Source organism: Paenibacillus chitinolyticus NBRC 15660, assembly GCF_000739915.1.
GTDB lineage: Bacteria > Bacillota > Bacilli > Paenibacillales > NBRC-103111 > Paenibacillus_F > Paenibacillus_F chitinolyticus.
Genome location: NZ_BBJT01000008.1, coordinates 65,061 through 89,030 on the forward strand (window position 1 = coordinate 65,061; position 23,970 = coordinate 89,030).

The 23,970-nt window shown below is 52.0% G+C and carries 21 protein-coding genes; 1 reads left to right on the forward strand and 20 read right to left on the reverse strand.

Annotated features, from left to right (window positions below; all coding sequences use genetic code 11):
• Positions 1 to 136: 136 nt before the first annotated feature.
• The 19 genes from PCH01S_RS19275 to PCH01S_RS19365 form a co-directional block, all read right to left on the reverse strand.
• Positions 137 to 514, reverse strand: coding sequence for a hypothetical protein (locus PCH01S_RS19275; protein WP_042232034.1), 378 nt, complete (start codon positions 512 to 514; stop codon positions 137 to 139).
• A 1-nt stretch (position 515) separates the two neighbouring features.
• Positions 516 to 3,203, reverse strand: coding sequence for a restriction endonuclease fold toxin (locus tag PCH01S_RS19280; RefSeq protein WP_084706651.1), 2,688 nt, complete (start codon positions 3,201 to 3,203; stop codon positions 516 to 518).
• A gap of 22 nt (positions 3,204 to 3,225) precedes the next feature.
• Positions 3,226 to 3,615, reverse strand: coding sequence for a DUF4280 domain-containing protein (locus tag PCH01S_RS19285; protein WP_042232037.1), 390 nt, complete (start codon positions 3,613 to 3,615; stop codon positions 3,226 to 3,228).
• Positions 3,616 to 3,643: 28 nt separating this feature from the next.
• Complete coding sequence (locus PCH01S_RS19290; protein WP_241688785.1) at positions 3,644 to 4,075, reverse strand: hypothetical protein; 432 nt, start codon at positions 4,073 to 4,075, stop codon at positions 3,644 to 3,646.
• A gap of 124 nt (positions 4,076 to 4,199) precedes the next feature.
• Positions 4,200 to 4,763, reverse strand: coding sequence for a hypothetical protein (locus tag PCH01S_RS19295; protein ID WP_042232041.1), 564 nt, complete (start codon positions 4,761 to 4,763; stop codon positions 4,200 to 4,202).
• Complete coding sequence (locus tag PCH01S_RS19300; RefSeq protein WP_042232044.1) at positions 4,760 to 5,395, reverse strand: hypothetical protein; 636 nt, start codon at positions 5,393 to 5,395, stop codon at positions 4,760 to 4,762. Before PCH01S_RS19300 ends, PCH01S_RS19295 begins: the two co-directional genes overlap by 4 nt.
• The gene (locus PCH01S_RS19305) at positions 5,392 to 6,804 is read right to left on the reverse strand and encodes a contractile injection system protein, VgrG/Pvc8 family (RefSeq protein ID WP_042232047.1); all 1,413 of its coding nucleotides are present in this window, start codon (positions 6,802 to 6,804) and stop codon (positions 5,392 to 5,394) included. The genes PCH01S_RS19300 and PCH01S_RS19305 overlap by 4 nt, the downstream gene beginning before the upstream one ends.
• Complete coding sequence (locus PCH01S_RS19310; RefSeq protein WP_042232050.1) at positions 6,801 to 7,400, reverse strand: hypothetical protein; 600 nt, start codon at positions 7,398 to 7,400, stop codon at positions 6,801 to 6,803. The genes PCH01S_RS19305 and PCH01S_RS19310 overlap by 4 nt, the downstream gene beginning before the upstream one ends.
• 29 nt (positions 7,401 to 7,429) lie before the next feature.
• A complete protein-coding gene (locus PCH01S_RS19315; RefSeq protein ID WP_042232052.1) occupies positions 7,430 to 8,206 on the reverse strand; it encodes a hypothetical protein in 777 nt (258 codons plus the stop codon).
• Positions 8,207 to 8,232: 26 nt separating this feature from the next.
• Positions 8,233 to 10,884 carry an Hsp70 family protein gene (locus tag PCH01S_RS19320; RefSeq protein ID WP_042232055.1) on the reverse strand — a complete coding sequence of 884 codons (2,652 nt, stop codon included), beginning with the start codon at positions 10,882 to 10,884 and terminating at the stop codon, positions 8,233 to 8,235.
• Between the two features lie 22 nt (positions 10,885 to 10,906).
• On the reverse strand, positions 10,907 to 11,602 hold the full coding sequence (locus PCH01S_RS19325; RefSeq protein WP_174446831.1) for an iron-dependent peroxidase: 696 nt from the start codon (positions 11,600 to 11,602) through the stop codon (positions 10,907 to 10,909).
• On the reverse strand, positions 11,593 to 12,879 hold the full coding sequence (locus tag PCH01S_RS19330; RefSeq protein WP_042232059.1) for a hypothetical protein: 1,287 nt from the start codon (positions 12,877 to 12,879) through the stop codon (positions 11,593 to 11,595). Before PCH01S_RS19330 ends, PCH01S_RS19325 begins: the two co-directional genes overlap by 10 nt.
• Positions 12,876 to 14,639 (reverse strand): PP2C family protein-serine/threonine phosphatase, encoded by a 1,764-nt coding sequence (locus tag PCH01S_RS19335; protein ID WP_042232061.1) that lies wholly within the window; start codon positions 14,637 to 14,639, stop codon positions 12,876 to 12,878. Before PCH01S_RS19335 ends, PCH01S_RS19330 begins: the two co-directional genes overlap by 4 nt.
• A gap of 50 nt (positions 14,640 to 14,689) precedes the next feature.
• Positions 14,690 to 15,532 carry a PP2C family protein-serine/threonine phosphatase gene (locus tag PCH01S_RS19340; RefSeq protein ID WP_042232064.1) on the reverse strand — a complete coding sequence of 281 codons (843 nt, stop codon included), beginning with the start codon at positions 15,530 to 15,532 and terminating at the stop codon, positions 14,690 to 14,692.
• On the reverse strand, positions 15,532 to 16,068 hold the full coding sequence (locus PCH01S_RS19345; RefSeq protein ID WP_042232067.1) for an FHA domain-containing protein: 537 nt from the start codon (positions 16,066 to 16,068) through the stop codon (positions 15,532 to 15,534). Before PCH01S_RS19345 ends, PCH01S_RS19340 begins: the two co-directional genes overlap by 1 nt.
• A 60-nt stretch (positions 16,069 to 16,128) precedes the next feature.
• Entirely contained in the window at positions 16,129 to 16,680 is a 552-nt protein-coding gene (locus PCH01S_RS19350) for an FHA domain-containing protein (RefSeq protein ID WP_042232070.1), read from the reverse strand.
• 194 nt (positions 16,681 to 16,874) lie between these two features.
• Positions 16,875 to 17,306, reverse strand: coding sequence for a DnaJ domain-containing protein (locus tag PCH01S_RS19355; RefSeq protein WP_042232371.1), 432 nt, complete (start codon positions 17,304 to 17,306; stop codon positions 16,875 to 16,877).
• Positions 17,307 to 17,495: 189 nt separating this feature from the next.
• On the reverse strand, positions 17,496 to 17,921 hold the full coding sequence (locus tag PCH01S_RS19360; RefSeq protein ID WP_042232073.1) for a hypothetical protein: 426 nt from the start codon (positions 17,919 to 17,921) through the stop codon (positions 17,496 to 17,498).
• A 119-nt stretch (positions 17,922 to 18,040) separates the two neighbouring features.
• The gene (locus tag PCH01S_RS19365; RefSeq protein ID WP_042232075.1) at positions 18,041 to 20,209 is read right to left on the reverse strand and encodes a hypothetical protein; all 2,169 of its coding nucleotides are present in this window, start codon (positions 20,207 to 20,209) and stop codon (positions 18,041 to 18,043) included.
• 428 nt (positions 20,210 to 20,637) lie between these two features.
• Between PCH01S_RS19365 and PCH01S_RS19370 the strand changes: the two genes are divergently transcribed.
• Complete coding sequence (locus tag PCH01S_RS19370) at positions 20,638 to 22,692, forward strand: vWA domain-containing protein (RefSeq protein ID WP_042232078.1); 2,055 nt, start codon at positions 20,638 to 20,640, stop codon at positions 22,690 to 22,692.
• A gap of 92 nt (positions 22,693 to 22,784) precedes the next feature.
• Here PCH01S_RS19370 and PCH01S_RS19375 read toward each other — a convergent pair whose 3' ends face one another.
• Positions 22,785 to 23,777, reverse strand: coding sequence for a serine/threonine protein kinase (locus tag PCH01S_RS19375; protein WP_042232080.1), 993 nt, complete (start codon positions 23,775 to 23,777; stop codon positions 22,785 to 22,787).
• Between the last annotated feature and the right edge of the window lie 193 nt (positions 23,778 to 23,970).

Sequence of the window (23,970 nt, forward strand, 5' to 3'; positions counted from 1 at the left end):
TCATTCGGCACTGGGTAGGAGTTGAAACAAGAGCAAAAGAAGACCACAATACGGACCGCTATCTCGCATTGTGGCTTGGCTGGTTGTAGTCTGTGATTTTGTTGTTAGGGTATAAACACATACACAAAAAACAAATCTAGTTATTAAATAGTATGTTTATCTGCTCAGTTTCTACAAAATGTCCATCAAATACTTGCCAACATATTTTTTTTTCACCTTCATGATCATCAATCAAAAAATATCCCGTTATTTCTGGGATTACTGCTATTTTAGAAATTTGCTCCTTAATAAAATCTAAGTGATACTCTCTTATATCTGCCCCATAAAAGATATACGTAGTCCAATTTACTTGGTTTTCAGGGAAAACCCACCCTGATTGGTACAATTTCCGTGTGTTATAATTTAATTCAGTATCACTATAATTTTCGGTAAATTCCCTACATATTTCTTTTACTTTACTAACATCGTGTTCTTCACATTCAAACCAACCTCTAATTGAAATATATTTCCCCATGTCAATCCCCCATACCTGTTTTTACTATGACGCCTTTCTCTTCTAAATATTTACGAATTTTAGGATGTACACCATATTTGAACCAATACTCTACTCTTAATCCATGTTCTTCTGCATATTGTATTGTAGCTTTAAGTTGCTGTTTCATCTTCTTATTTATAAAATTATCGGGCTTGGTGACAGCAGACATCGACCTCTTAGTCTCAATTACTGCATCTTTAGTAACACTATCAAGTTCCCTTTCTCTGCCCTTTTCTCCGTAGATCACTTCTTTACCACCGGTTTTCTTTCTTACCAAGTCTTCATAATGTCTATCCATCGCTTGACTGTAGTGTCCTTTTTGCATTAATTCTCTTGCTTTATCAGATAATTTTAGCTTGTCCTCAACACTACCCGTCCCCTCAGACTTAACGGCTGTTGCTTCTTTCGCCGCCTTATCCTGCGTTTCCTTCATGTAGGCCTTGTAATTTTCGTGTGTGTCCGAATAATAAGGTTTTGGACCTTGTTCTGCTTTGGATAATTGAATATTGGGTGTTGAGCCGATGCCAACTAACGCTGGTTGTCTCTGTCCAAACGAAATGCCGCTGAGTCCGTCTATATAACTCTTGGCTTCTTGCAAATACTTTTTTCCGAGATTACTTGCTGCTTGGGCCAAATCGTCCATCTTTAGGTACAATTTTGTTCCAACTGAAAGAGCACCATCCTTGACCCACTTAACAGTTGGCCCAGCCGCTGCAAAAATACCGCCAAACAGGACCCCGTCTTTAAATGCGCCCATACCTCCTGCTAAGGTTGGCTCCCGGCCCTCCATAAGTTCAGATGCCACATAGCCTGTATAATTATCTACACCGCCTATAAATAGCATGGCCCCAAGCTTTTGCGCGACCTGTCCGCCAGTCTGTGGCAATAGCGACCCTCCGGCTCCCCCAAGGCCTCCAAAAGGACCGAATATCGCACCACATACAGCTCCTACTGTAGCTCCCTTTAAGGCATTAAAAAGGTAATCGCCAACGCCACTGAACTCACCTTTAGCAATGTCGGAAGCAGCAGTACTTGCTACTGCTCCAACTGCTCCAATAACAGCACCTATCGCTGCTCCCGCAAGAACAGCTCCCGCACCGAAGGTTGCAACGGATAGAGCAACGACGGCCACAACCGCCACAACTGCAACAGCGGCTATAAGTAAGCCACCCCAACTGAACTTCTTCTCCGGCGGCGGAGGTGGCGGAGGTGGTGGCGTCCCCTTCTGCGGCTCATCGTTGTACGACGGGTACGAAGTCTGGTCCCTTCCCTCCGCAAGTACGTTCTCGCTGAGGAAGTGGTACTCGCCTTCAATGGCAAATCCGCTCTGCGCCGCCAGCTTCTTCGCCATCAACTGGCTCGTTGCCTTGATCACGATCCGTTTGGGCGTATACAGCGAGATGTCCTCTCCGGCATTCAGCGTCAGCTTCTTGTGGCTCGTAATGGTGACGCCGCTCGCATCGTCAAAGCTCAGCTTCAGCGGCTCTTTGCTGCCGCCTGCCACGTTGACGGCCGTCGGCGTCAGCTCGACTTCGCTTCCGTGCTCCGTGCCGAAATACCGGTTGCTCGGATTGCCCGTCTTGGCGCAGCTGTCTCCGTTCTTGCGCACGCAGTCGAGCACTTTCGCATTGCTGCAGCTGTCGTCGGGCAAATACAGGCTCGCATCGGTGCCGGCCTTCGGCATGCAGTACATGGCACTGCCTGTCGGCGGCGCAAATGCGAACCAGTGCGCCGAGGTTTTCGGCTGCTCCTTGTCGATCGTCAGGTGAAGCTTGACGAGCTCCCCTTTCACGTCGAGCACCTTGCCCTCCAGCGAGATACCGGTCAGCTTGTCGTTATGCAGGCTCGGCTGGTACATGCCTTCCAGACGTGAGAGGCGGTACGTGTATTTCAACTGCCCCGCTTCCATCCGGCCGGACGCCTCACTGACCCGCATCGGCTTGTCCTTGAAGCGAAGCTCTTCCCCAATGGCATAGCGGATGCCGCTTTCGAACTCATAGCCGAAAAAATCCGTATCGTGCAGCCCCGCTCCGCTGCCGCCCGCTTTCTGATACGCCAGCAAATCCTTAAAGGCTTTGTAGGACGTATCGGAAGGCAGCGTACGGCTTTTGAGCTTCGGGATGCCGAAACTGAATTTGGGCTGAACGCTCCAAATATCGCTGATCAGCACCGTGTGAAAACGGCTCGCCAGCCGCTTAAGCAGCTCCCAGTCCGTTTCATCGTACTGGATAACCGGAGCGCCGATAGGCACGCCCGCACCCGCTTCGCAAATTACATCGTGGCCGGGATAATCCGCCAGGATGGCGGCAATCAGAGCGGGATAATCCATATCCGCCTGCTGAAAAGAACGCCGTTTCCTGCGGACATCCAGCAGATAGCTGCCGGCCAGCGCCTCGATTTCGAGGGTGTATACACCCTGGGTAAACACGGCCTGAACGTCCGTGATTAAACCTTTGAAGATAGGCTCTTCCCCATCTTCGCCGTTTTCAAATACTTGTATTTCATCCTTCAAGGAAGCTTCGAGTACCGCACCGACATGATCCGCATCATCTACGATGCCGCGCAGTTTCATCCGCCCATGCTCGCCCGGCTTCCAGGTAATCTCCACATGATCAATCCGCTTCATCCGGTAGGGAGATGTTACTCTGATTTGGTCGTACCCTATCATACTCCGTCAGCCTCCGATCGGATTAATTGTCATGCTGTCCGTCGTTTAAGAATTTAATGACCCCTTGTAACTCGCAGTGCAGCTCGGAGTCTGTCGTTAAGGCCGGTTTGCCGGCCACCTTTGTAGTTTCTTTGGAGTAGGTCCATTTGGCCAAAATAGACGGCAGACACGGTTTCCCGGAAATGGTCTCCCCGCTCTCGCTGATCAAATAAATCGTTTCCCCGCTCTGATTGAGCGGACTTATACAAATACCGAAATGGGAAATATTATCCGGCTTATAGTCCTCTTCATTCATCATAGGTTTCTCGTTCACGTAAGAGCCGTGGCTGTTAGGCAGATTGATGTGCCTTTTATGGGTTCCGCACTGGCATTGAATGTACGCTCCCCTGACCACATACCGGGGTCCTGTCATGACGCGCCGCCTCCTCGGTCAACATGATTTATAACCGTTCTATCTGTTGCTTTTGCTTGGCTAAGGCCTCTACAGCCGCCCCGGCCCGTTCCCTGCCGAGCTTCTCGCTCAGCTTGTCCACAAATTCCGCGGATCCCACGCTCATTATGGGAACCTTGACGGCTTGGCTCGTCCCCTGCAAAATAAACCGGCCGCCGAAAAAGCGGGAGTAACCGACTTTCTCAATATCCGAAAAGGAGATCGTTTTACTTGCGAACCAGCTATGAGAACGTACTTCATGATCGGTCACGACCGTTTTAGACAACAGCAGGAAAATAGCAAGGAATCCGAGAATGAACGCACACGCCCCGATAATCGCTATGAACTGCCCGCTTTCTTCCGCATCCATCTCCATAGACGGCATCAGAAGCAGAGCACTTACCGCACATAAAAAACCAAGGCTCACCAGCCAGCGAAACATTCCCAATCTGACCAGTTTCAGGTCTCCCGCGGAGTTTCTTTTCGCGGGTCCAAACATGGGATTGAGCATTTTTTCTGTCATTTTTCTTACAATTGAGATGTACATGGTTCCAAAAACCCGCTTTCTATGAATAATTTTCGGTTATCTCAAGTTTCGTATCTTCTTCTACCGCCGCGCGCTCCAGCCGGATTCCGGCGAAATCTCTTCGCAGCAGGCTTTCGGCAACATCCAGACGGACGATGATCAACGACTTGGCGCTTTCTTTGATCTTGAAAATTTTGCGTCCCGCCAGCTTACTTCTCTGAAGGACCAGCTTTTTGACCACGGTTCCGTCCCGGTTGAGCTCACTGGAGGGGCTCAATACCTCCGCCTCTTCAAAAAGAGGCAGATAGTAATTGCTCTGCTTCCGCTGGACTCTGTCCATCAGGGGAATGAGCTTGACCGGCAAATCCGGTTCATAAGCGGCCGCGATTCGTTTCAGCCGGTCGGAGATCAGATACAACTGCCCGTCCAGCACATCCGGGTACTCCGTTTCCGGGGTGGACTTTACCTGCATCACAACCGTGTCGGCAATCCGGTGCGCTCTATCCGGGCGAATATCCCTGAGATCGATCCGGCTTCTCACATCAAGAAGAACCGGCGCGTCCGTACAGCGCTCGTCCTGCTTCAGCACAAAGTAATCCATCATCCGCTAAGAGCCTCCCCGCTTGCGCCGCTTTTCGATTCCAGCGAACCGTGCAGAAGCTGGCACTCATCCCGGTATTCCCCGGCCAGCAAGGCGATTTCCGGAAACTTATCCATCTGTTGATAGTTCTTGCAGACAAGAAGCTGCGGCACCATATTCCTCATAAATTCCACGGTCAGCAGATGATATTTCACGGCTTCGATCTGCTTGATGCGGTCCAAATCTGCGGAAGTGACACGCCTTACATAAGATTTCTTCGTCTCCTCCAGCTCTTCCATGCGCCGGAATAACGGAGCAAATATAAAATCCGCCCTCCACTCCGACCGGCAATCCGCCGTATCCGTCAACCAGTTCTCATCGTAAGCTTCAATCCGGTAACAAGGGCTGTTCTCCATTACGCTTGTCCGCATAAGGGAAAAGTAGATGTACCGGATAGCTCCCTTACATCCTTTGGCTTGAAGCTCGGCCGCTTGTCCGCAAACCGCATCGAAAGCGGCAAGAAACTCCTCTTCTATGCGCTGCCGGTGTTCTTGATAGACGGCATCAACCGTCATCAGATCTTCCTGCCACTTGCCGAATATATGCTTCTCCAGGAAGTCCTCCAGCGCCGCCTCTTTATCCATCCGTCTGCTCATTCGATGTTGACCTTGGCGCCGCTGATTTTGACTTCATCCATGATGCTCAGGCTTGCATCGGCCTGCTTCAGGTCAATGCCTTCTTCCCCTTGAATGAGAACCTTGCCACCCCCGGTAATCTCGATGTCTTCCATCGCCGATATGGATATTTTTTTGTGGCTGTTGATCTCGATCCCGCCGTCGTCCGTAAGCCGCATCAAGAGGCTGCCGCTGCCGATGATTTCAACGGAGCCGGGCTTGAATACAATTTGCTTGCCGTATTTGGTGCTGATGCTCTTAACCGAGGGATCGCTGCGCTTCTGGGGATCGGAGGAATCGGTATCCACGGAACTGGCGGCATAAGCGTTCTTCTCCTGCTCATCCGGGAAGTACAGCCTGACCTCGTCCCCGACCTCGGGCATGCAGTACCAGCCGCTGCCGTCGGGAGACGAATAGACCGTCGAGTACGGGAACCACAAGGATTCATCGGAAGATGATTTCCCGTCGATATGAAGCTTGACCTTCACCTTGTCTTTGGATACGTCCTTGATCGACCCGAACAGTGAGGTCCCGGCCAGCTTATAGGCATACAATGTCGGGCAGCTAAAGCCCTGCTTGTCTCTTAATTCATACCGGCTGGTCAGCGTGCCGCCTTCCATCCGCGTGCTGGCCCGGTATACATACAGCTTCCTCTGCTGAAACGCAACCGGACTGCCCAGCTCCAAAATCGAGCTGCTGCTGACCTCGTAGCTGATGCTGTTCTGTTCGTCGATACCGGAGACGCCGTTCTCTGACTTCCGCTTGAAGTCCTTCAAATTTTTGCGGATGCTGTAGTTGTAGGCGTCGACCTTATGGGGCTCTCCCAGGTCCGGCACGCCGACATAGCATTTCATGCCCTTCTGCGAACAGAGCGGAATCAGAGGCAGATGCAGACGGGAAGCCAGTCTCCTGGCGAATTCCCAGTCCGTTTCCTTGTATTGGACGACCAGTCCGCCAATGCTTGTTCCTCCGGCAGCCTCCACGACAACGTCCGAATTCGGATAAGAACCCGCGATGCGATCTAACAGCCCGCGATAGGTCATCTGCTTATTTTGAAAAGAACGGGTGACCTTCCGGATGTCCATCAGCAGTGTCGAGCTTTGGGCTTCGATGGTTAGCGTGCGGACATTGTGTACAGCCTTTACGGCCATATTCGTTACGATTCCTTGGAAAATAACGGTCGTACGCTCACCGTCACGCACCGAAACGGCAATCTGTTCATTCTCATCGGCCTGCTCCACGTACCGGTCCAGCATCTCTTCCGGAACGATCCCGCTGATCGTCAGCTTGGCATGCTCATTGACTGCTTTGTCCAGATGGAGGTCCATAATCCTCTCGAATTTGTACGGCGCAACGGAAATGTCGGCAAATGAAAACACCGTTTGGCTCATGCTGGCTCCGCCCCTTCCTCGACTTGAACGACCCGGACGGCCCGCACGATCTGAAAAGCTACGTCCCTCCAAGCCTCATACTCGTCGTATTTGCAGCTGAAAGTTCCCATAAGGGTCTTGCCTCCCAGCTCCAGAAAAAACATCAGATTATAGAGAAAAGCATCCAGCGCCGGACTCTTGAATTCGAAATAGCCGACCTGTTTTCCGTGGATTTCCTCGACACCGTCCGTAAAAAACACGTTGGAGGGATTCACTTTTTTAAGGATCGTTTTCATCCCCTGAGTCAATTCCTCGACCCATCCCTCCTCCAGGTCTTGATCGATCCGGTTAAGCGTAATATTGATGCTGCCGTCCTCATTGGTTTTGATCGTTTCCGGCCGCTGGGAATGAGGGTATTTGATGGCACTTAATGCTTCGGGCATGTCTGTGAAATCTTTCGGAATAAATACCAGAAGCTTGTCATCGTAAAAAGCCTGCTGCTCAAACTCGTAAAAACGTTGTCCGATCCGTACAGGCCCTTCTTCAATGGTGTTTGTTTTTTGGGATTCTTCCATCTTGTTCAGCATCGCAATAATCTTCTCGTCCGAAAACGCCACGGCACTTCCCGCCCTTTCTTCTTCCTGGATTAATCCACGATCATCCGCTGCGGAGCCCCGAATCTGCCTCCGGTTACCGGCCGGCCTCCACTCCCCGCTTCCTCCAGAACCCGGGTCAAATGGGTATGGATCTGAACATTGGTATAGGTCTTGTATTCCTTGCCCAGCCGGAGCGCCAAGTAATGAAGAATCGCCTCCCGGTCAACGGGCTGCACACTCAGGCACTGCATGGCGAACGTAAAGTCCTGGGTGCCGGAAGCCCGGCTTTTCATCAACTCCGCCGCAAAATACCGCATAATTTCCGGATGAAGCGTACTTTGCCGGAAGCCCGCATATTGTGCATGAAGCCGGTTAAGCGTGTTGTACTCGGTCGCCAAGTCCGCGAAATTGCGGTAGTCCGAGCGCAGCCTCGCTCCTTCCTTCAGCTTGAACCGCGCCAGCTCCAGTTCTTCGGAAGAGACGGATACGTGTTCGTCCAGCACGGGCTCGGCCCGGCAGACGGTAAAGTCACCCTCGGTTTCGGCCGGATAGAACCGGATTTTTAACACGGTTTCCCGCCCCGTCGCGGCGTAGGGCAGCTCAACCTCGCGAGTCAGCGTGTAGATCATCCCTCCGTGCTTAACTATTCCGGGGCCGATGCACAAACTGTCTTCGCCAACCCGGATTTCAGTCCCCGCCACGATACCGTCTGAATAATCCCTGAGAAACAAATCCGTCAGCTCGTGGGGGTAATCCCTCAAATTCTCAAGCATCTCTGTTTTCAAAATCCGCCCTTTGGCGAAATTCGGATAGGTACGGGTAAACATGAACACCCCCCTTTCGTCCGCGCTTCTTACTTCAAGCCGTCGAAGAAATCAATTTCCGACAGATCATTTTCAAAGGCAAAAAATCGTTTGGCGCCCAAATACAGCTGTTCCCGGCGGCGCGCTACCGGCACTACGTGGAACCCCCAATTTTGACCCCCTCCGAAGACGAAAAATTTCACTTCTTCATTGACGATGGAATCGGTCTCGTCCTGAGGTATGTTGCGGCCGTATGTCTCCGCGATATCTTCATAAAGCACGGGTTGGAAACTGTCGGGCCGGCTCGGATAGCTGTATTTCTGCCGGAGCTTTCCGTTCATATCTTTGAGGCAGAACTCGATCTCGGCGGCTCCCCAAGGTCTCGAAATCGAGCCTTGCGCGGTATTGACGCGATCCAGTGTGCTGATCAGCACCTTTTCGCTGCGGCTGTGCGTATAAGCCGTGACCGCGTAAGGGATAACGGCGGCCTGATGCGTCACATGAGTCTGGATGATTCCGGCCTTTTTGTCCCCCAGATAACGGATAGCGCCTCTCAGACAAGCCAGCTTCAAATCCGGCACCCGATCGGTCTCTCCCGCCTTTTGCGTAAATTGAATGGTTCTGCCGGGGACAAATTCTTTCAGCGCTTCCCGAAAAACATCGATCCGGCAGGACTGGCCCGTCAGCTTGATGATGGAATAAGTCTGCAGCTCGCCGCTCTGGTAGAAATCTTCCAGAAACTTGCGCACAATTTCATAAATATCCGCTTTGATCAAATGATTAATTTCCTGAATGGTAAATACCACATCCGGGAATTCATACCGGTCCTTGAACCTTCCCTGCTCGCGCACGGACAAATACCACCGGTCCACTCCCGTGATTTTGAGGTCGTGCTCGCGGACATCTCCGCTGCCGGAGTGAAACCGGTTCCTCAAGATGCCGGTTTTGCGGAAAAATTCCGTCTTCATGTTCTCCGCCATTTCCCACAGGAAATGAGAATTGTTGCGAACCCGGTTGTAATCCTCCCGCGTATGGCTGCCATACTCCCGGAAACGGGTAGGAAGCAGCAGCTCCGCTTCCCTGTACCGTTCTTCCAGCCGTTCGTATACCGACGCCACCCCAAACTCATCGACATGCCGGAAAACATCTCCGCTCGGAATCCCGATAAGACTGTCGATGTCCGTCACCGTTTCTCCGCAGCTGTAATACTCGGCGAACACGATTTTCATATACTGCATGATGCGGTAAGTCAGGTTATTGCCCCCAAAGTTGGTGTCGCCGTTCTCATACGTGGTCTGAACGTCAAGCCTGTAAGACATATGGCCGTCCTCAATACGGAACCGGCAGGAAGACAGGTCCGTCGTGCCGCCGCCGCAATCGATCACAAGAGCTTTGTAGGTTTCTCCGTCTTCAAAACGGTTCTGCTGGAAGCGGTCCGCGATCGTGTTATAAAGGACAGCCATCCCTTCATCCAGCGAATCTTCCGTTTCCAGGCGGTATTCCGGCAAAATTTCCGCATACATGTCTAGAAACTGGGCTTTCAGCTTGACCGGGCTGGACATGTGCAAATTCCGGAAGCGGCATTTGAACTGATGCTCGGCGGTTCCGATAATATAAGCGAGATAGGCGCGGATAATGTCGCTTCTGCGCACATGCGTGCTGTTGCCGCTCGCATCGCTTACTTCTTCGGATCTCGCGTAATCATTCACCCACCGTTTGATCCCGTGAAATACGGTCGCCTGCGTGCCGGATCCGAGCTTCTTCCGGTATAGAAGGGCTTCGTGTCCGAACTGATACCGGATATGCGAAGGATCGGAACAATCCGCCACGCGGACGACCGTCGGCAGAAGCTCGATCCATTGACCGTTCGGGGCGGCCGGATCGGGGAACGCCGCGTAGTTAATCGCATCGAGCCGGACCGTTCCGTTCAGAAGGTCCTGGCTGCATGGCGTATGAACATAGGCGCCGTCGAGATAAGCCCCCGCCGTCGTATTGGAGGTACCGAAGTCTATGGCCAATACGGCCTCGGTCAGCTCCGGCTCCCGGATTTCCAGATCGGCCGCCGGCAGGCGGCAGTAATGCAGATTAACCGGGGGGAGGGGTTTGTTCTGGTGGTAGATCCGGTACAAATAATCGGAATCGTTCCGGCTGAAGAAGAGCAAGCTGTAGTTGCGGTTGGCCGAGCGCTTCAGATAGGCGTCCCGGTTCCTCGTCAGACAGAATGTACCCGGCTTCGATACACTTTCGACCACATTCAGTATGCCGCACAGCTCCATCTGCTCATTTACAAGGAGGGCGTTCGTCCCCGAGAAAGCGGCAGCCCCCTCCAGCCTGCAGCCGTCCCGCTCATCGAGACGAAGTCCCTCGTAGAGTGTGATTCTGGCCGGGACTTTGGTGCCCCTCTCCCCCAATGGCGTACGCAAATAGCGCCGGATCGCGGTCTGCAGCCGTTCTTCGCCGCCCGGAACCGGGCCTCCGATCAACAGGCGTTCTTCCGTCCCCCTGAATTTGAGGATGGTGGCGATGAAACCTTCACGGTCCAGCGTATTGGCGAACCCTTCAATCAGTTTCTCTTTACTGCAAATGGTCCGGAGCTGGTACGTCGTCATTTCCGTCAGCTCCTCGCGGCTGTAGCGTACGACGCCCGGATCGGCCATTCTATCCTCCGGATGTTGATACAGCCTGTATGAGTATCCGTTCATCGTTGTCCTCCTTCACGGCTGGTCAATACATCGCAATGCGGTCCAGCCGCATAGTCTCTTCTACGCCCAATATGCCGAAATGCCGGTTCCAATACAGCTCGGTATGAAAACGGACGGGGAGCAGCAGATCCAGCAGCAAGCTGATCTTGGCCCGGCCGGACTCGCTCTCCTCCTGGTTGATATAGAAGAGAAGCTCATTCTTTTCCTCGCAGTTTGCATAGATAGTGGACCCCGGAAACAAAAGGCGGGCTGTCCGCTTCAATGTAAAGAGCGCATCCCCCGTCTGAACCGTCTGCAGAACACTTGCCGCCACAATATCCTGCTCCTCCTTGCCGCACTTCTGAAAGTTCCGGCGCACCTTGTCCCCGAAAATCCCGGCTTCTATGTCACGGCGGACAAAGCGAATGTAAAATTCCCTTTTGTTCATTCCCTGGAGCAGATCGATCTCGCCCAAAAAATGAATGAGAATATCGAACAAGGCACCTCTGAATTCCGGGTACTCCGTGTAATTAATATCAAGCATCCCCCGGAACATCTCGTCAAAACGGTAGAACGGATTAATTTCAACCTGTTTCTCGACGTGACTTGCGTTCATATGTTCCAGGCTCAGCTCCATATACGGGGAGTATACGGAAGCGGCCGAGAATTGAATGTCTTTCTTGTCCAGACCGCACTGCTCGGCCCGGATCAACAGATCCCATATGTAATTCAAACCCATACCCCTTCGCATGTGTATTCGGGCAGGTACATTTGAACCTCCGACACGACAAAGCTCATGAAGTCGTTTCTTATAAATTCATCCCTTCCGAACGACCGGCCGGGCCGAAAGCTCAGACACAGCGCGGCCCTGCCGCTCGAAGCCCGGACCTGGTCACTGATAAAAGGATTCATTTCGTACGTAACTGCCGCCGAATCGGCTTTGTCCACGATCCGGATATCCTCCAGCGTCAAATATTCGGAAGCTTCAAGGGAATGCACAATCCGCGCCACTTCCCCTTTGGAGCGCACAATCGTAGCCTGCTTTCGTGCATACTTGCCGACAAAACTACTGGCGCAGCGGTTCGAGACAAGTGCGTATTGAAGTCTCCCGATCTGGATATCCACCGGTTGAACAACCTTCAGCACGTTCCAGACTCCCGCTTTCTCCTGCGGCGAAACGATCGTCAGCTCTTCCCCGGATCGTTTGATGTACCGGATATCGTCCGTGTGCCCATCCACCAGATACCCATGCTCCATCCCCGTTTTCCTCAGTGACAGAACATGTTCGAAATTAACCTTGTCCGAAGCGGGAACCGGAAATCCGCTGTTCTTGATCTCAAGCCGTTCCATATTCCAAAGCGGAATCCGATCCGTCCGCTTGTACGCTTCGAACTCTTCCAGATTCACTGAAATTTCCGTAACGGTCTCGTCTTCCCCCGGTATTGCGGCGCATTCCGTCAGAACGACGTCGATAAATTTATAGGCAAACGGATGGTTGATGGTCCGCCATGGAATCCCGTTTTTCAGGAATATCTGATACAGATTCTCGATCTCTTTGATGTACTTCTCGCAAGGCCGGAGCGCCACTTTAATCGGGTAGGTTCCCGAAAGCGTCTTGAGATGCCCGTCGAACAGCCTGCCGCTCTTCGTCAATTCCCGGATACGCACGGAATCACATTCCAGGAACAGAGAGATCAGCCGCTCTTCTCTGCCGTCCCTCAGCCCTTCGATGACATGAAGCATATCAATCAAAGTATTCTCCACATCCTCCGGGCACATGGGATACAAAAATTCATGGAGAGGGTCCCACTCATCCCGCGAACATAAGCTGGCATAAATATCAAACCGGCCTTCCCAATCTTCAATCTCGTCAAAAACCCGCTTTTCCAGCTGCCGGTTCATTTGCTCCTGATAGTCCACCAGATTCAGAAAAAGCCCCGTCATCAACTGCTTGAGCATACGGCGCTGCTCCAAATCCTCCATTTTGTTCAGCCGGTCCAAAATAATATCCTTCATGCGGTGGAATCCCCTCCTTCGCCCTTAGCGGGCCGAGCCTGCCCTTCTCCGCCGGCCGGTGACCCGGATGCCCCCGCCGAAGAAGGAGAAGATTGTCCTCCTGCGGATGGCGGCGTCTGCGGCTGGGCCGGCTGATTCGATCCGGACGGATGTTCCCCCGATCCTTGGCCCGGAAGAGCTTGTCCCCCTTGAGCCGCAGGAGCTGGGGGCGGTGCCGACGGGACGGGATTTTGCTTTTCCTCGGCTTTGGTAATCTTCCTCTCCATACCAAGCACCCGTTCCAGCATCTTGATTTCCTGATAAATCTCCTGGGCCGAAGCAAAAGCCGTGATCGCCCCGGCGTAGTCCTGGGCAGCCATGCTGCGGTCTCCCTTCTTGTCCAGCTTGTCCGCTTCAAGAAGCTTGGTCTCTTTCTCGAGGCCGGCGATCTTTTCCTGAGTCTCATCCAGCTTTCCTTTGATGAGCTTGTCCCCGTCCGTGAACGAAGCTTCCGCGGATGCCTGCTTCGCTTTCCGGTAAATTTCGAGAGCGCCTATGTAATCGAGAGCGGTAAACTTCTGATCCCCTTCTTTGACCGTATTCATGACAGCCGAATAAGCCTGGACACGCCCTAAGCGCTCTTCCAGATGCTGAGGATTAAAATCGTCCTGATTTTTGATCTCGGACTGGGCTTTGGTAAAACTCGCCGCGGCTTTATCGTATTCCCCTTCCTTCAGGAAGGTGTCCCCGTCCACGATATACTGGGCGGCACGCTGTTTTTTGGTGAAAAGTACGGTGTGTACCTTATCTTTGATCTTCTGGGAATCGCTGCGCGCTTCGCTGTATTCCTTGAGCGCCTTGGCATAATCCCCCTCGGCGGCATAGTCGTCCCCGCTCTTTCCGTGCTCCAGCATGCCCTGGGCCGCTTCCGCTTTACGCGCGGCTTCTTTGGCCGCATACACGTAAGCTCCGCCTCCGACCAGCAGCAGAGGAATGAGAATCAACGCGATCCGTTTAGCCCACTTCCGCTTCTTCCCCTTCACTTCTTTGTAGACTTTATTGGCATAAACAGCCGCCGCCGTATAGTTCGGAACCATCCGCTTTTGCCTGCTCAGAAGAACTTCTTCCAGCAGATCCGCAAGCTCCGCCGGCCCTTTCGCTTCCTCGACGGCGTCCACCATCTCGGCGGATGCGACGTTCTCCCACATTCCCGGAGTGCTCATCAAGAGCACATCCCCGTCTTCCAGCATCATTTTCCGAGAGACATACGGCTCGAACACATCCGGTTTGCCCGCATAATTCAGCAGGTTATGCCTTTCTTCATGCCGGTCCACGGCTTCAAGCGGAATACGTTCTTCATCCGCCCAGGACTGGGCCAGGCTCTGGTCCCGGCTCCGTTCCGCGAGCCTGCCTCCCCGGATCACATACAATCGCGCACTGCCCGCAACGGCCCACACGATTCTCGTGTAATCCGTCACGACGATCAGCACGCTCGCCTTAAGGCGGACCCGGCGGCTTTCCTCATTCAGCCATTCGCTGGCTTCCTGCATGTAACGCTTAAGCCGGGCGGCCGACAAAGTAGGCTTATTCAAAAAGCGGGACAAAATACTGCGGACAACCATTTCCGCACTGTTTACCTCGCTGTCCGAATCAAGACCGTCCGCCAGCACCCAGCAAGCCATATCTTCAAGCTCGACAAAGGCAAAGTAATCCCTGTTCTGCACAAAGGTCCCCGCTTCGGTAACGAAACCGGTCTTGAAATCGCTGTTTTCTTTTCTCATTCGTCCCCCCGCTCCCTTTTGTCAAAACCGGTTTCCTTCATCCGGCACTGTCAGCCCTTCTCCAGAATGATGACCGTCGCATTATCCTGCTTATGAAGCCCCTTGGCTTCAATCGCGTCGATCATGCCCTGTGCGGATTCCTCCGGCGAACCGCTGCCTGTCAAGATTTGCTCCATCTCAACCTCTGTTAACGTGTTATACACTCCGTCGCTGCAGAAAATGATTTTGTCCCCTGTCTTTAGCCGGAACGGGGTCTCACTGATTTCCATGTTCTGAAACTGCTCATACCCGAGGTAGTTGACCAGTTGTCTTCTCTTGGGATTAGCTTCCATTTCATCCTTTGTAATTTCACCCGACAAATATTTCTGCTCCAATACGTTCCCATACGTATGTTTGGGGTTAACAGGAAGAAACTCCCCCTGCCGGTAAATCAGAATCACACTGTCACCGACAGCGCCCCAATACAGGTGATCCCCGTTAAGGATTCCCGCCACTAGAGTCGTACCGCCTTGAGCCCCTCTAAGCTGTTCGACTATCTCGGAATTCACCCTGCGAGCCGTTTCGCTGAGAAAATAAGGGATATGCCGCACATGTTCCACATTCAAAAAATTTTTCAAGAACGTGGACACCGCAAGTGTACTGCACATTCTGCCGTTCGCCAGTCCGCTGATTCCGTCTGCCAGTACGGCCAAAGTTCCGATGGACGTCGTAGTGCTGGCGAAATAATCGTCCTGCTCGTTCCTGGCTCCGATGGTCTGTCCGTTCCCTATCCGTACCCCGGGCACTTCGGGCTTCCGCTTATTCAGCCGGCTCCGTACATACAGCATCAGCAGAATGAGAAGAATGGCGGCCCCGACAATCAGATACGGTGTTCCGTCTGATCCCGCCGGCATTAGCCGATCCCCGCAGCGGCCGTATTATTCCACTCGAAATGGGCTCCGCACAGCGGAATGAAAACAAATTTGCTCCGCCCGAGCTGGAGCAGATCATAAGCGGTTAATTCCACCGGCGAATAAACCGCCTCGTTATTGTGGTACGCCAAGCCCGACGCATCTCCGGGCAGCAGGTAAAAGTTCCGCTTCTTAGGGTCATAGACAATGACCGCGTGGTTCCGTCTGGAAATCGTGTTGTCTCCGATAATCCGGATGTGCATTTCTTCCGAGCGGCCGATAAAATTTTTCTCGGCCATAATGCGGTAATCTTGTCCCATTTGAGGCCCTTCGATGCAAACCAGCCATCCCGCAACCGGTTCAATGCCGGTCGTCTCGCCCAGAAACGGCATCGTTTTATCGTCTTCCTGCACTCTCTGGGCCCTTGATTCCTCGGCCCGTGAAGCCGGCGGCTCGACCACAATGCTGCAGTAAGGGCACGTATTGCCATGCTTTCTGGTGCTGAACATGTGTCCATTGGCGCATCTTGTCAAACTCATCCTGTTCATTCCTCCGTTTGTCCTGTCGGATCGGCTGTCAGCTTCTTCTCCGCTTGCTCTTTATTTGACCAAAAGCCTCGTATTGGCTATGTATACAATATCTCCGACATCCAGCTTGTGAGGCTCCTCGACTTCTTGTTTGTCTCTGGGACCTCTGCCGCTTTTCTGGATGCCCACACCGCTTTCGGAATCGACGTCCTCGATAAACCACTCTCTGCCGCTGCGGTTTAACACGGCATGCTCGCTTTGGATCAGCGATGCGTATTCGGTATCGGCCAGATCTATATCAACCTCGTATTGACCGGAGCTTTTGCCGATCAGCAAGGACGTTTCCCCCTGGATATACCACTCCTTCACGCTCTCCCCGTCCTCATTAAGCAGGACAAGCTTCGCGATCGCCTCCCGTTCCGGCTTTTCTGCCGGCATACGGTAATATACGAACCCCAGAACGGACAGCCCTAGCGCCATAAGAAGACTGACGAACATTTTCAGCGTATTGTCGATATTGATAAAATAGACATAAATCAGGACGGCTGCCGCCAGCCCCGCAATGAGTACGTCCAGTAGAGTAATCCACCCGGATTTTCTGCCTTTCACGCCGGTTTCCCCCATGTCCTTCGCATTATTGCGTCACAACATTCGCGCCATCGGGAACGCAAAAAAGTTCCCTTCCTGACGGCAAGATGTCTCCGACACATCCCCTACACCGTAGAAGTGGAACATACTGCTTCATTGGCACCCGCAAGCTTCTTCACCAGGGGGCATCCCGCAAGCCGACTTTGCTTACGCGTTGTTACCGAAGCAGACTACTTCTTCTTCGCATCGAAGAACCGGTTAAAGAGGTCTGTCGTATCCATCGGATTTTTCTGAGATGGTTTGGCTTCCCCGCCTCCGGCTTTGCCGGCAAAACCGAAAAAGCGCTCAAAATTCTTTCTTACGTCGCTTGGATCAAATTCAGCCTGCTGCGCTCCGGCACGGCTGCCTGCCGCTTTCTCATGCGGGCCCTTGCCGCCGCTTTCTCGCCGGTTCTGGCCGCCAAGTTTATGATCGTAAGCGTTTCGCGACGCTTCATCCTCCAGCGTCTGGTACGCTTCGTAGATTTGCTTGAACTTGCGCTCCGCATCCGGATTGCCCGGATTGAGATCCGGATGGTGCTTCTTGGCCAGCAGCCTGTACGCCTTCTTGATCTCCGCTTGCGGAGCGTTCCTTGCCACGCCAAGCACCTGGTAATAATCCATTCTGTCCTCGTCCCTGCACATATGAGATAAACCTCTGCCAAGGTCTTCCGAAAATAAACGACCGCGGTGTAGAGGTAGGTTTATTCGCCAATCAGGATCGCTTTCCGATGCATACATGCCGGAAAATTCCGGAACAGAATTCAAGAGGCGTAACGCCTCTTAAATTTTGTTCCGATGAACGTCCGGAATTTATATGGAGTAGCCGCCTTCGACTTTCGCGAATTCGGTTTTGTCCTTTTTCTGCTTAATAAACAGGCTGAAACTTCCCACGCCTTCGGTGTCTCCGAAATTCTCGCTGTAGTCCACTACGAAAGCATTCGGGAAATAAATCTTACGGACAACTTGGTCAGCCGCAATGACTTCAAGCGTCACTTTTCTGTAGCAGTCCGCTTTCTCGGCCGGAACCAGCGACCACAGACCCAGCTTCAGCGTGTCATCCGCGCTGTCGCCGTCCGTAGCCGTAATAATTTTGCCCGAGATCCGGAGCGTTGCCCCTACATCGGTCGATCTTGCATTGGAATCGTTTGGCGTGTCGGTATCGTAAGTTACCGTTTGAATGTTATCCATGCCCAATTCGAATGTTTCTGCGCCTTCTACTTTAAGTCTGAAACCCATTTGTATTACCTCCTTGAAATTGGTTGATAAGGTTCCCGTCGGCAAGGATTGCTTACGAGATTTATGTATAAAGGCAGGTATGGGAAACCATGCCTTTAACATACGCTTTAGTGCACCGATCATACTTTGACCGGCGACGTACCCTTCGTAATCGTCACTTCCAGGTTCTTCACGTTGCCGTTAAATACAAGATCGATATGGCACAGGTTGCTCTTGTCGTCGATGATGTAGCTCATATCGTCTCCATCCTGAATGATCGAGTTTACGAATCCCCGGGTGCCGAGCCATTTGCTCTTCTGGCTGCTTGGATTGTTGCTGAAAAATTTAACGATATTCTCATGTTTGAAATCACCGGTCTGGAAACGGAGAATCCGCTCTATGTAAGTGCTCACCAGTGTTTTATAAATGGAATCGAATCCGTCTTCCGCCATCGCAAGACTGCGGGCCTTATACACGGTAATTCGTTTGATATCCCGGTCCTGAAGCTGGGCATTCTCCGAAGAGAAAATGAATCCAAAGTTTTTGCGGTTGATGGCATCCTTGATGTTGTTGGTGAAGCCGGATATTTCCTTGGCCATAGTGGATACGGCCCGCAGGCTGTGATCGCCCGCCTCAATATCGAAGCGCACGCCCGGATAGTCTCTGCTGACGCTCTTAAACTGCTCCCGCAAATATTCCGGGCATTGGTACGCGGATACCAGACCGGCCGCCACGTAACTCGCGCCGATATAAACGCCTTCGATCCACAGCTTCAGGATGTCTTCCTTCTCCTGGGACAGACGCGCTCCGTCTTCGGTATGCAGCATACGGCTGTCGATCACCACACCCGATTTGTCTTTCGGGATAATGGTAAAGTTCGGCACGCACGGGACAGCAAACTCGCTGTACTCTTTGCGGACAAGCACACCGCATTTATCGATATATTTATCGATTCCCGCGGTCGCCATGCTGTTGAAGGTGGTGTCTTCGCCAGATTCGAAGCTGAAGAACAGCTGCACTTTATACTCCTTGAGGACTTGGAGCAGCATGGACAGCGATTCCATCGTGTTTCCGTCAGGCTTCATGACCTTCTCGTTGCCCTTGAAACGCTCCCGGCTGACTTTCACTTTGCCGGCCGTTTCGAGTTCAACGGAAGGTACGATGCCGAACCAGATCGTATCGCTGAAATCGTTCTTGGAGTTGACGGTGTTGAGGTAGGTCTCCAGACGCGGAATATTGCTGCTCTTCACCGTCATGTCCAGCTTGCTGTTCGTCACGAGCAGAGTAGGCTGCATGCCTTTGTTCTTCGTGGCGTACTGTTCGAAAAACATTTTGACGCCCAGTATTTTCTCAACGAGAGGTTTAACCGTTTTGACGAAGTCGTCCTTGGCGTTTTTGTAAAATTCCAGATAGGTGTTGTAGTTCTGTACTTCCGTCTCCACATCCACGGTGCTCTGCACAGCGGGAAGCGGACAGAACGTGCGGACAACCAGATCTTTTACATATCCCGACGGCGTTTCCGTGATGGATTCGTAATCTTCCTCGAACACGGAAACGAGCTCGTTAGAGCTGTTATCGTCGAGCAGCATAAGTTCCGTGCTTCCGCTCTTCGGCGCCTCGATAATTTTGAGCTCGCCGTTATTGCCGATCGTCAGCATGCCGATCTGGAACGCCTCCGACTTGTTCTCCTCCTGCGCGCTGCCGAGCAGAAGCCGGGTTTTGATATCCTCGATAGCAAGCGGAAGCATCGCCATGACGTTGTTGTAATTCTTGCTCGCATCTTCGAACATTCCGTTGAGCTTGTCACCCAGATCGAATTTCTTCGGATCTCCTTCGTCCAGCTTTTCGTACTGCCCGAATAAATAATGGATTTCTTTCCTGACCTGGCGGATATCGTCCATCACTTTTTTGGGGGAAATCATGTCGAGCAAATTCTCGAACTTAAAGTCCACATTGGGAATACCCTGGCTGCGTTTGGTGTCGATCAGGGTGAAGAGCATTTTAAGAAAATCATTGTTCTGGTCGATCCTGATTTCAGAGATGGCGTCATCCGCCAATCCTTCCGGCTTCTTCAGCGTGTACATCACTTTCTGATTAGCCGCATTGTAGAAGGAGTAGACCGTGGGAGAAAATTTGTCGAGAAACTCATCGAAATTACGTACAAGCAAATGCCTGTTGATTTCCTTGATTTTGTCATCGCTCAAGCTGTCAATGGCTTTGACATCTCCTACGATAGTCACTAGGTCTAATTTCTCAGGATTGATCTCCTCAAAAAGCATCGTTCGGTTCGTTTGATTGATAATGTCCATAGCGGTCAGCGGAAAGTTTACCTGATCAAGACCTTAGGCAAGGCTTGTTTAATGGCGAAACAGTAAACCTGCCGCCCCCTCCTTTCTGTGAGTTTAGAACTAGTTTCTTCTAATTAAGTAGTTATAAAGAACTATTTATGTAAAAACATGACTTCACAATCCGAGAATGGAAAAATATCCGGTTTGTGACTTTAGAAGTTATCATAATGATCTGCGTTTCATTTTGTCAATATTTATGAAAATAGGGATAGAACACCTTTTATATAAGTAAAAACGTAGGTTAAAAATAAAAATTTACTTTTTTTATCCACGATCTAACATTTTCTATTTTTAAATCCGATGATTATATTGTGGAATAAAAGAAATTTTACCAATTATTTGTATATTAGTAGTCATATAGTCCGATATCTCTACAAAAAGGTGATGTCATGTCTCTCGTCCGCAAGCTTATTCACTCTAAAAATTGGCTCCAGGCCGCGCTGCTCGTGTCTCTGGTTGCAGGTCTTTTGATTTATCCCCGTCCGCTTTCCGCCGCCAAAGTGGAAACCTCCCAAGGGCTCGATGCCATGTTTGTGCTGGACACAAGCTTTTCCATGAATGAAACAGACAAAGACGGCATTGCAGCCGAAGTCGTCAAAATGTTCATGGATCTGGAGGGAACCGGCCAGTCACGGGTCGGCTACGTAGCCTACAACGATAAAATCGTCTCTTCGCTTCCGCTTTCGGACCTCGGGTCGAGCGATCGCTCCAACGCCTGGAAATCAACACTGGACGGAATCAAACGCCGAGGGTACTCCGATATGGGACTTGGTCTGCGCAAAGCGGCCGAGCTGATGGAAACCGGTTACGATCCCGCCCGGAAGCCGTTCCTTATTCTGCTGTCCGACGGGGGGACCGACTTCGGCAAGCACGCGGGCGGAAGAAACGCGGACATTTCGGGCCGGGACGTTGAAGACTCTATCGGCATCGCCAGAAAGCTCGGCATCCCGATTTATACCGTGGGATTAAACAGGGACGGATCCGCCCGTAAATCGGAACTGGAAAACATAGCCGCCGAAACCGGAGGCACCTCCTTCATGGCGGGCAGTGCGGATGATTTGCCGGAGATTTTCAATCTCATCTTCGCCAAACAACTGCAGTCGTCTCTTGTTTCCGTATCTGCCGTCTCGGCAACAGGCGAGCTTCAAGAAGTAACGGTACCCGTTGCGAACTCGAGCATAAGCGAGGCAAACCTAATTCTTCTGTCTCCGAATCCGCTAACAGAGGCGCAAGTCTATTCCACCTCCAAAAATGTGCGGCTTTACAAGTCGGACAATTATACGCTTTTGAAAGTGATCGAACCCCAGAAGGGCAGTATGAGGGTCATTTTTCGGGGGAAACCGGGCGATCTTGTGAAGGTGAACCTCCTCGCCGGCTATAAGCTCCAAGCAGGGGTTGAACTACCGGAGGAAGCGCAAAAGGGAGTCGCCTCCCCTTTCACCGCGCGCCTGTATCATCCCGACGGCAAACCTCTTGGGGATTCCGACCTATACGGTTCCATGAAAACGGAACTAGTCGTGACAAATCCGCAAAAGAAAACAGAGGAGCGTTTTCCGCTGAAGCAGGAAGGAAACGGCTTCGAGCTCGCGCATATTTTCCCGGCAACAGGCACTTATCCGTGGAAAATCGTGATGACCGCCCCTGATTTTTACCGGGAAACCAAGCCGGCCGAGCTGAAAGTGCTCAATACCCCGCCTGAAGCGAAACCCGGAACGATCAAAATCAGCCGGGAGGACGGCGAACAGAAGATTGACCTCGGGGAATACTTCCATGACGCGAACGGGGATAAACTTACGTACTCCGTTACCGCAGACGGCGGCCGAAATTCTGTGGAAGCGAAATTCCAAGACGGCTTCCTGCTCCTAAACCCGCTGAATACCGGAGACAGCGAACTGCGGGTTACGGCGACCGATGAAGAGGGCGCGAGCGCAATGGCAATCCTGGCTGTAACAGTCGTTTCGATATGGACGCTAATTACGAAAATCCTGCTCGGAGTTACGGCCGCTGCAGCCTTAGGCGCGATTCTTTACTTCACCCTTCGTCCTAAGCCCAAATTCTCGGGACGCCTGGAAGGTTATTTTCTGCAAACCGCCAGCGGCAATGACATCCCGGTAAAATACTGGCCGCTGACTTCTTTTGATACGCGGAGCATCAGTCTCCAAGATCTGTTCCGCAGCCTGAATGTGAACGAATCACTGCCCGAGGCTGACCGCATCTTCTTCAAGGCACGTAAGGACGGCAGCCTCCTGTTCCGTCATAGCACACGCTGCGCGGTGCAGAAAGGCGCGTCTCCACTAGGCAAGAAGCAGAAAGACAAGCTGGAATACGGGGATAAACTCTACATCACTTTCGAAGACGGCGTTACGGAGATCGAGCTACGTTATAAAGCCGTGAAGGCCAGTTATCAGCCGCAAACACAAGAAGCGCAGACCGTCCGGACATAACCGGGCGGTTTGCGCTTCTTAACATTCGGGAGCATGCTTCGAATCGTGGTGATCGGCTTTCATTGAAGGAACCAGGCGGGCGTTAAGAAGAACTAGACATCTGACTTGACCAAATCCTTCTTCTTACCGGAGGGGGCCTCATTTGTCGGTGAGGAATTTTTTCTTCCAGGGCGAAAGTTTGCACGTAAGCCCTCTACCGCTTTCCACAAAAGCGACTCCGCTTTTATCGCGGTTCTCAAACGCTGCAAGCTCCCCCTCTGTCCGGCATCCATGGACAGGCAGTTCATAATGCGGCGGGACAGCAAAGGCGTCGCTCTGCCGCCCCGTTTACGTAAACCTTGTTCAACCGGGTCATGGAACAATCTCCGGCTAGCCTCAACCGGCGCTTCTCCGCACAGGCAGTAATACAGGGTTGCACCCGTGCTGTACAGGTCGGAGAAAGGACCTTGGCGGGATGCGGCCGAATAAAATTCCAAAGGAGAATACCCCGCCGACGTAAAAATAGGCTTGTCCTCACTCTGCGAGCGGACGGCCGATCCGAAATCAAGCAGCTTAGCCTGACCATCCGGGCCGACGATAATATTGGAAGGTTTGACGTCACGATGCAGCACGCCCTGCTCATGAATATACTCAAGAGCATCAAGGAGACCCGGCACCGTTGTCGCATAAAATCGGCTTTTCGAGCGTAAACGGTTTTTACGGATACAGCGTTCCAACGACATTCCGCGGCATCGTTCAAGAATGAGATAGGCCGTCCCGTTTTCCTCCATATGTCCGGTAAGCCTCACAATGTTCGGGTGCCGCAAGTGTTCCAGAATCACCGCTTCATTCAAAAAGACGGACTTCAATGTCTCGTATTTGCTCCTTAAAGAAGGGGTCCGGCACAGTACGGACTTCCCATCCACATCTCTCAAAGCCAAACTTTTAGGAAAAAATTCTTTTACGACGCACGCCGCGCCTGTTCCGGTTTCCCGTGCCGCATAGACAACGGACAGCTCACTGCAAGCAAGAACTCTACCGATCCGGTAGGCTCCACCCTGAAGGAATGTCTTCGCTGCCAGCCCGTACTCAATTCTTACCGACATGCTCCCGCTTCCTCGCTCCTCTGCCAAAACGGCAGCATTCTATCGATGCCATAAAGTCTCAAATAATATGCTCATATTAACATAGGGCCCACCATTTGGTTAATAGTAATCTTGTTAAAAAGCGGCGCGATAAAAAAAGGTTCCCGCTAAAAGCAAGGAACCTGGTAGATCGTATAAAGTTCGAACTTGCTTG

Bases quoted from the DNA above. Each gene is read 5' to 3' on its own strand.
- PCH01S_RS19330 (WP_042232059.1), bottom strand. From the start codon at position 12,879: ATGAAGGATATTATTTTGGACCGGCTGAACAAAATGGAGGATTTGGAG.
- PCH01S_RS19320 (WP_042232055.1), bottom strand. From the start codon at position 10,884: ATGAACGGATACTCATACAGGCTGTATCAACATCCGGAGGATAGAATG.
- PCH01S_RS19345 (WP_042232067.1), bottom strand. From the start codon at position 16,068: ATGAGTTTGACAAGATGCGCCAATGGACACATGTTCAGCACCAGAAAG.
- PCH01S_RS19290 (WP_241688785.1), bottom strand. From the start codon at position 4,075: ATGTTTCGCTGGCTGGTGAGCCTTGGTTTTTTATGTGCGGTAAGTGCT.
- PCH01S_RS19355 (WP_042232371.1), bottom strand. From the start codon at position 17,306: ATGGATTATTACCAGGTGCTTGGCGTGGCAAGGAACGCTCCGCAAGCG.
- PCH01S_RS19280 (WP_084706651.1), bottom strand. From the start codon at position 3,203: ATGATAGGGTACGACCAAATCAGAGTAACATCTCCCTACCGGATGAAG.
- PCH01S_RS19335 (WP_042232061.1), bottom strand. From the start codon at position 14,639: ATGAGAAAAGAAAACAGCGATTTCAAGACCGGTTTCGTTACCGAAGCG.
- PCH01S_RS19275 (WP_042232034.1), bottom strand. From the start codon at position 514: ATGGGGAAATATATTTCAATTAGAGGTTGGTTTGAATGTGAAGAACAC.
- PCH01S_RS19350 (WP_042232070.1), bottom strand. From the start codon at position 16,680: ATGGGGGAAACCGGCGTGAAAGGCAGAAAATCCGGGTGGATTACTCTA.
- PCH01S_RS19325 (WP_174446831.1), bottom strand. From the start codon at position 11,602: ATGGGTTTGAATTACATATGGGATCTGTTGATCCGGGCCGAGCAGTGC.
- PCH01S_RS19370 (WP_042232078.1), top strand. From the start codon at position 20,638: ATGTCTCTCGTCCGCAAGCTTATTCACTCTAAAAATTGGCTCCAGGCC.
- PCH01S_RS19300 (WP_042232044.1), bottom strand. From the start codon at position 5,395: ATGAGCAGACGGATGGATAAAGAGGCGGCGCTGGAGGACTTCCTGGAG.
- PCH01S_RS19295 (WP_042232041.1), bottom strand. From the start codon at position 4,763: ATGATGGATTACTTTGTGCTGAAGCAGGACGAGCGCTGTACGGACGCG.
- PCH01S_RS19340 (WP_042232064.1), bottom strand. From the start codon at position 15,532: ATGCCGGCGGGATCAGACGGAACACCGTATCTGATTGTCGGGGCCGCC.
- PCH01S_RS19285 (WP_042232037.1), bottom strand. From the start codon at position 3,615: ATGACAGGACCCCGGTATGTGGTCAGGGGAGCGTACATTCAATGCCAG.
- PCH01S_RS19375 (WP_042232080.1), bottom strand. From the start codon at position 23,777: ATGTCGGTAAGAATTGAGTACGGGCTGGCAGCGAAGACATTCCTTCAG.
- PCH01S_RS19305 (WP_042232047.1), bottom strand. From the start codon at position 6,804: ATGAGCCAAACGGTGTTTTCATTTGCCGACATTTCCGTTGCGCCGTAC.
- PCH01S_RS19315 (WP_042232052.1), bottom strand. From the start codon at position 8,206: ATGTTTACCCGTACCTATCCGAATTTCGCCAAAGGGCGGATTTTGAAA.
- PCH01S_RS19365 (WP_042232075.1), bottom strand. From the start codon at position 20,209: ATGGACATTATCAATCAAACGAACCGAACGATGCTTTTTGAGGAGATC.
- PCH01S_RS19360 (WP_042232073.1), bottom strand. From the start codon at position 17,921: ATGGGTTTCAGACTTAAAGTAGAAGGCGCAGAAACATTCGAATTGGGC.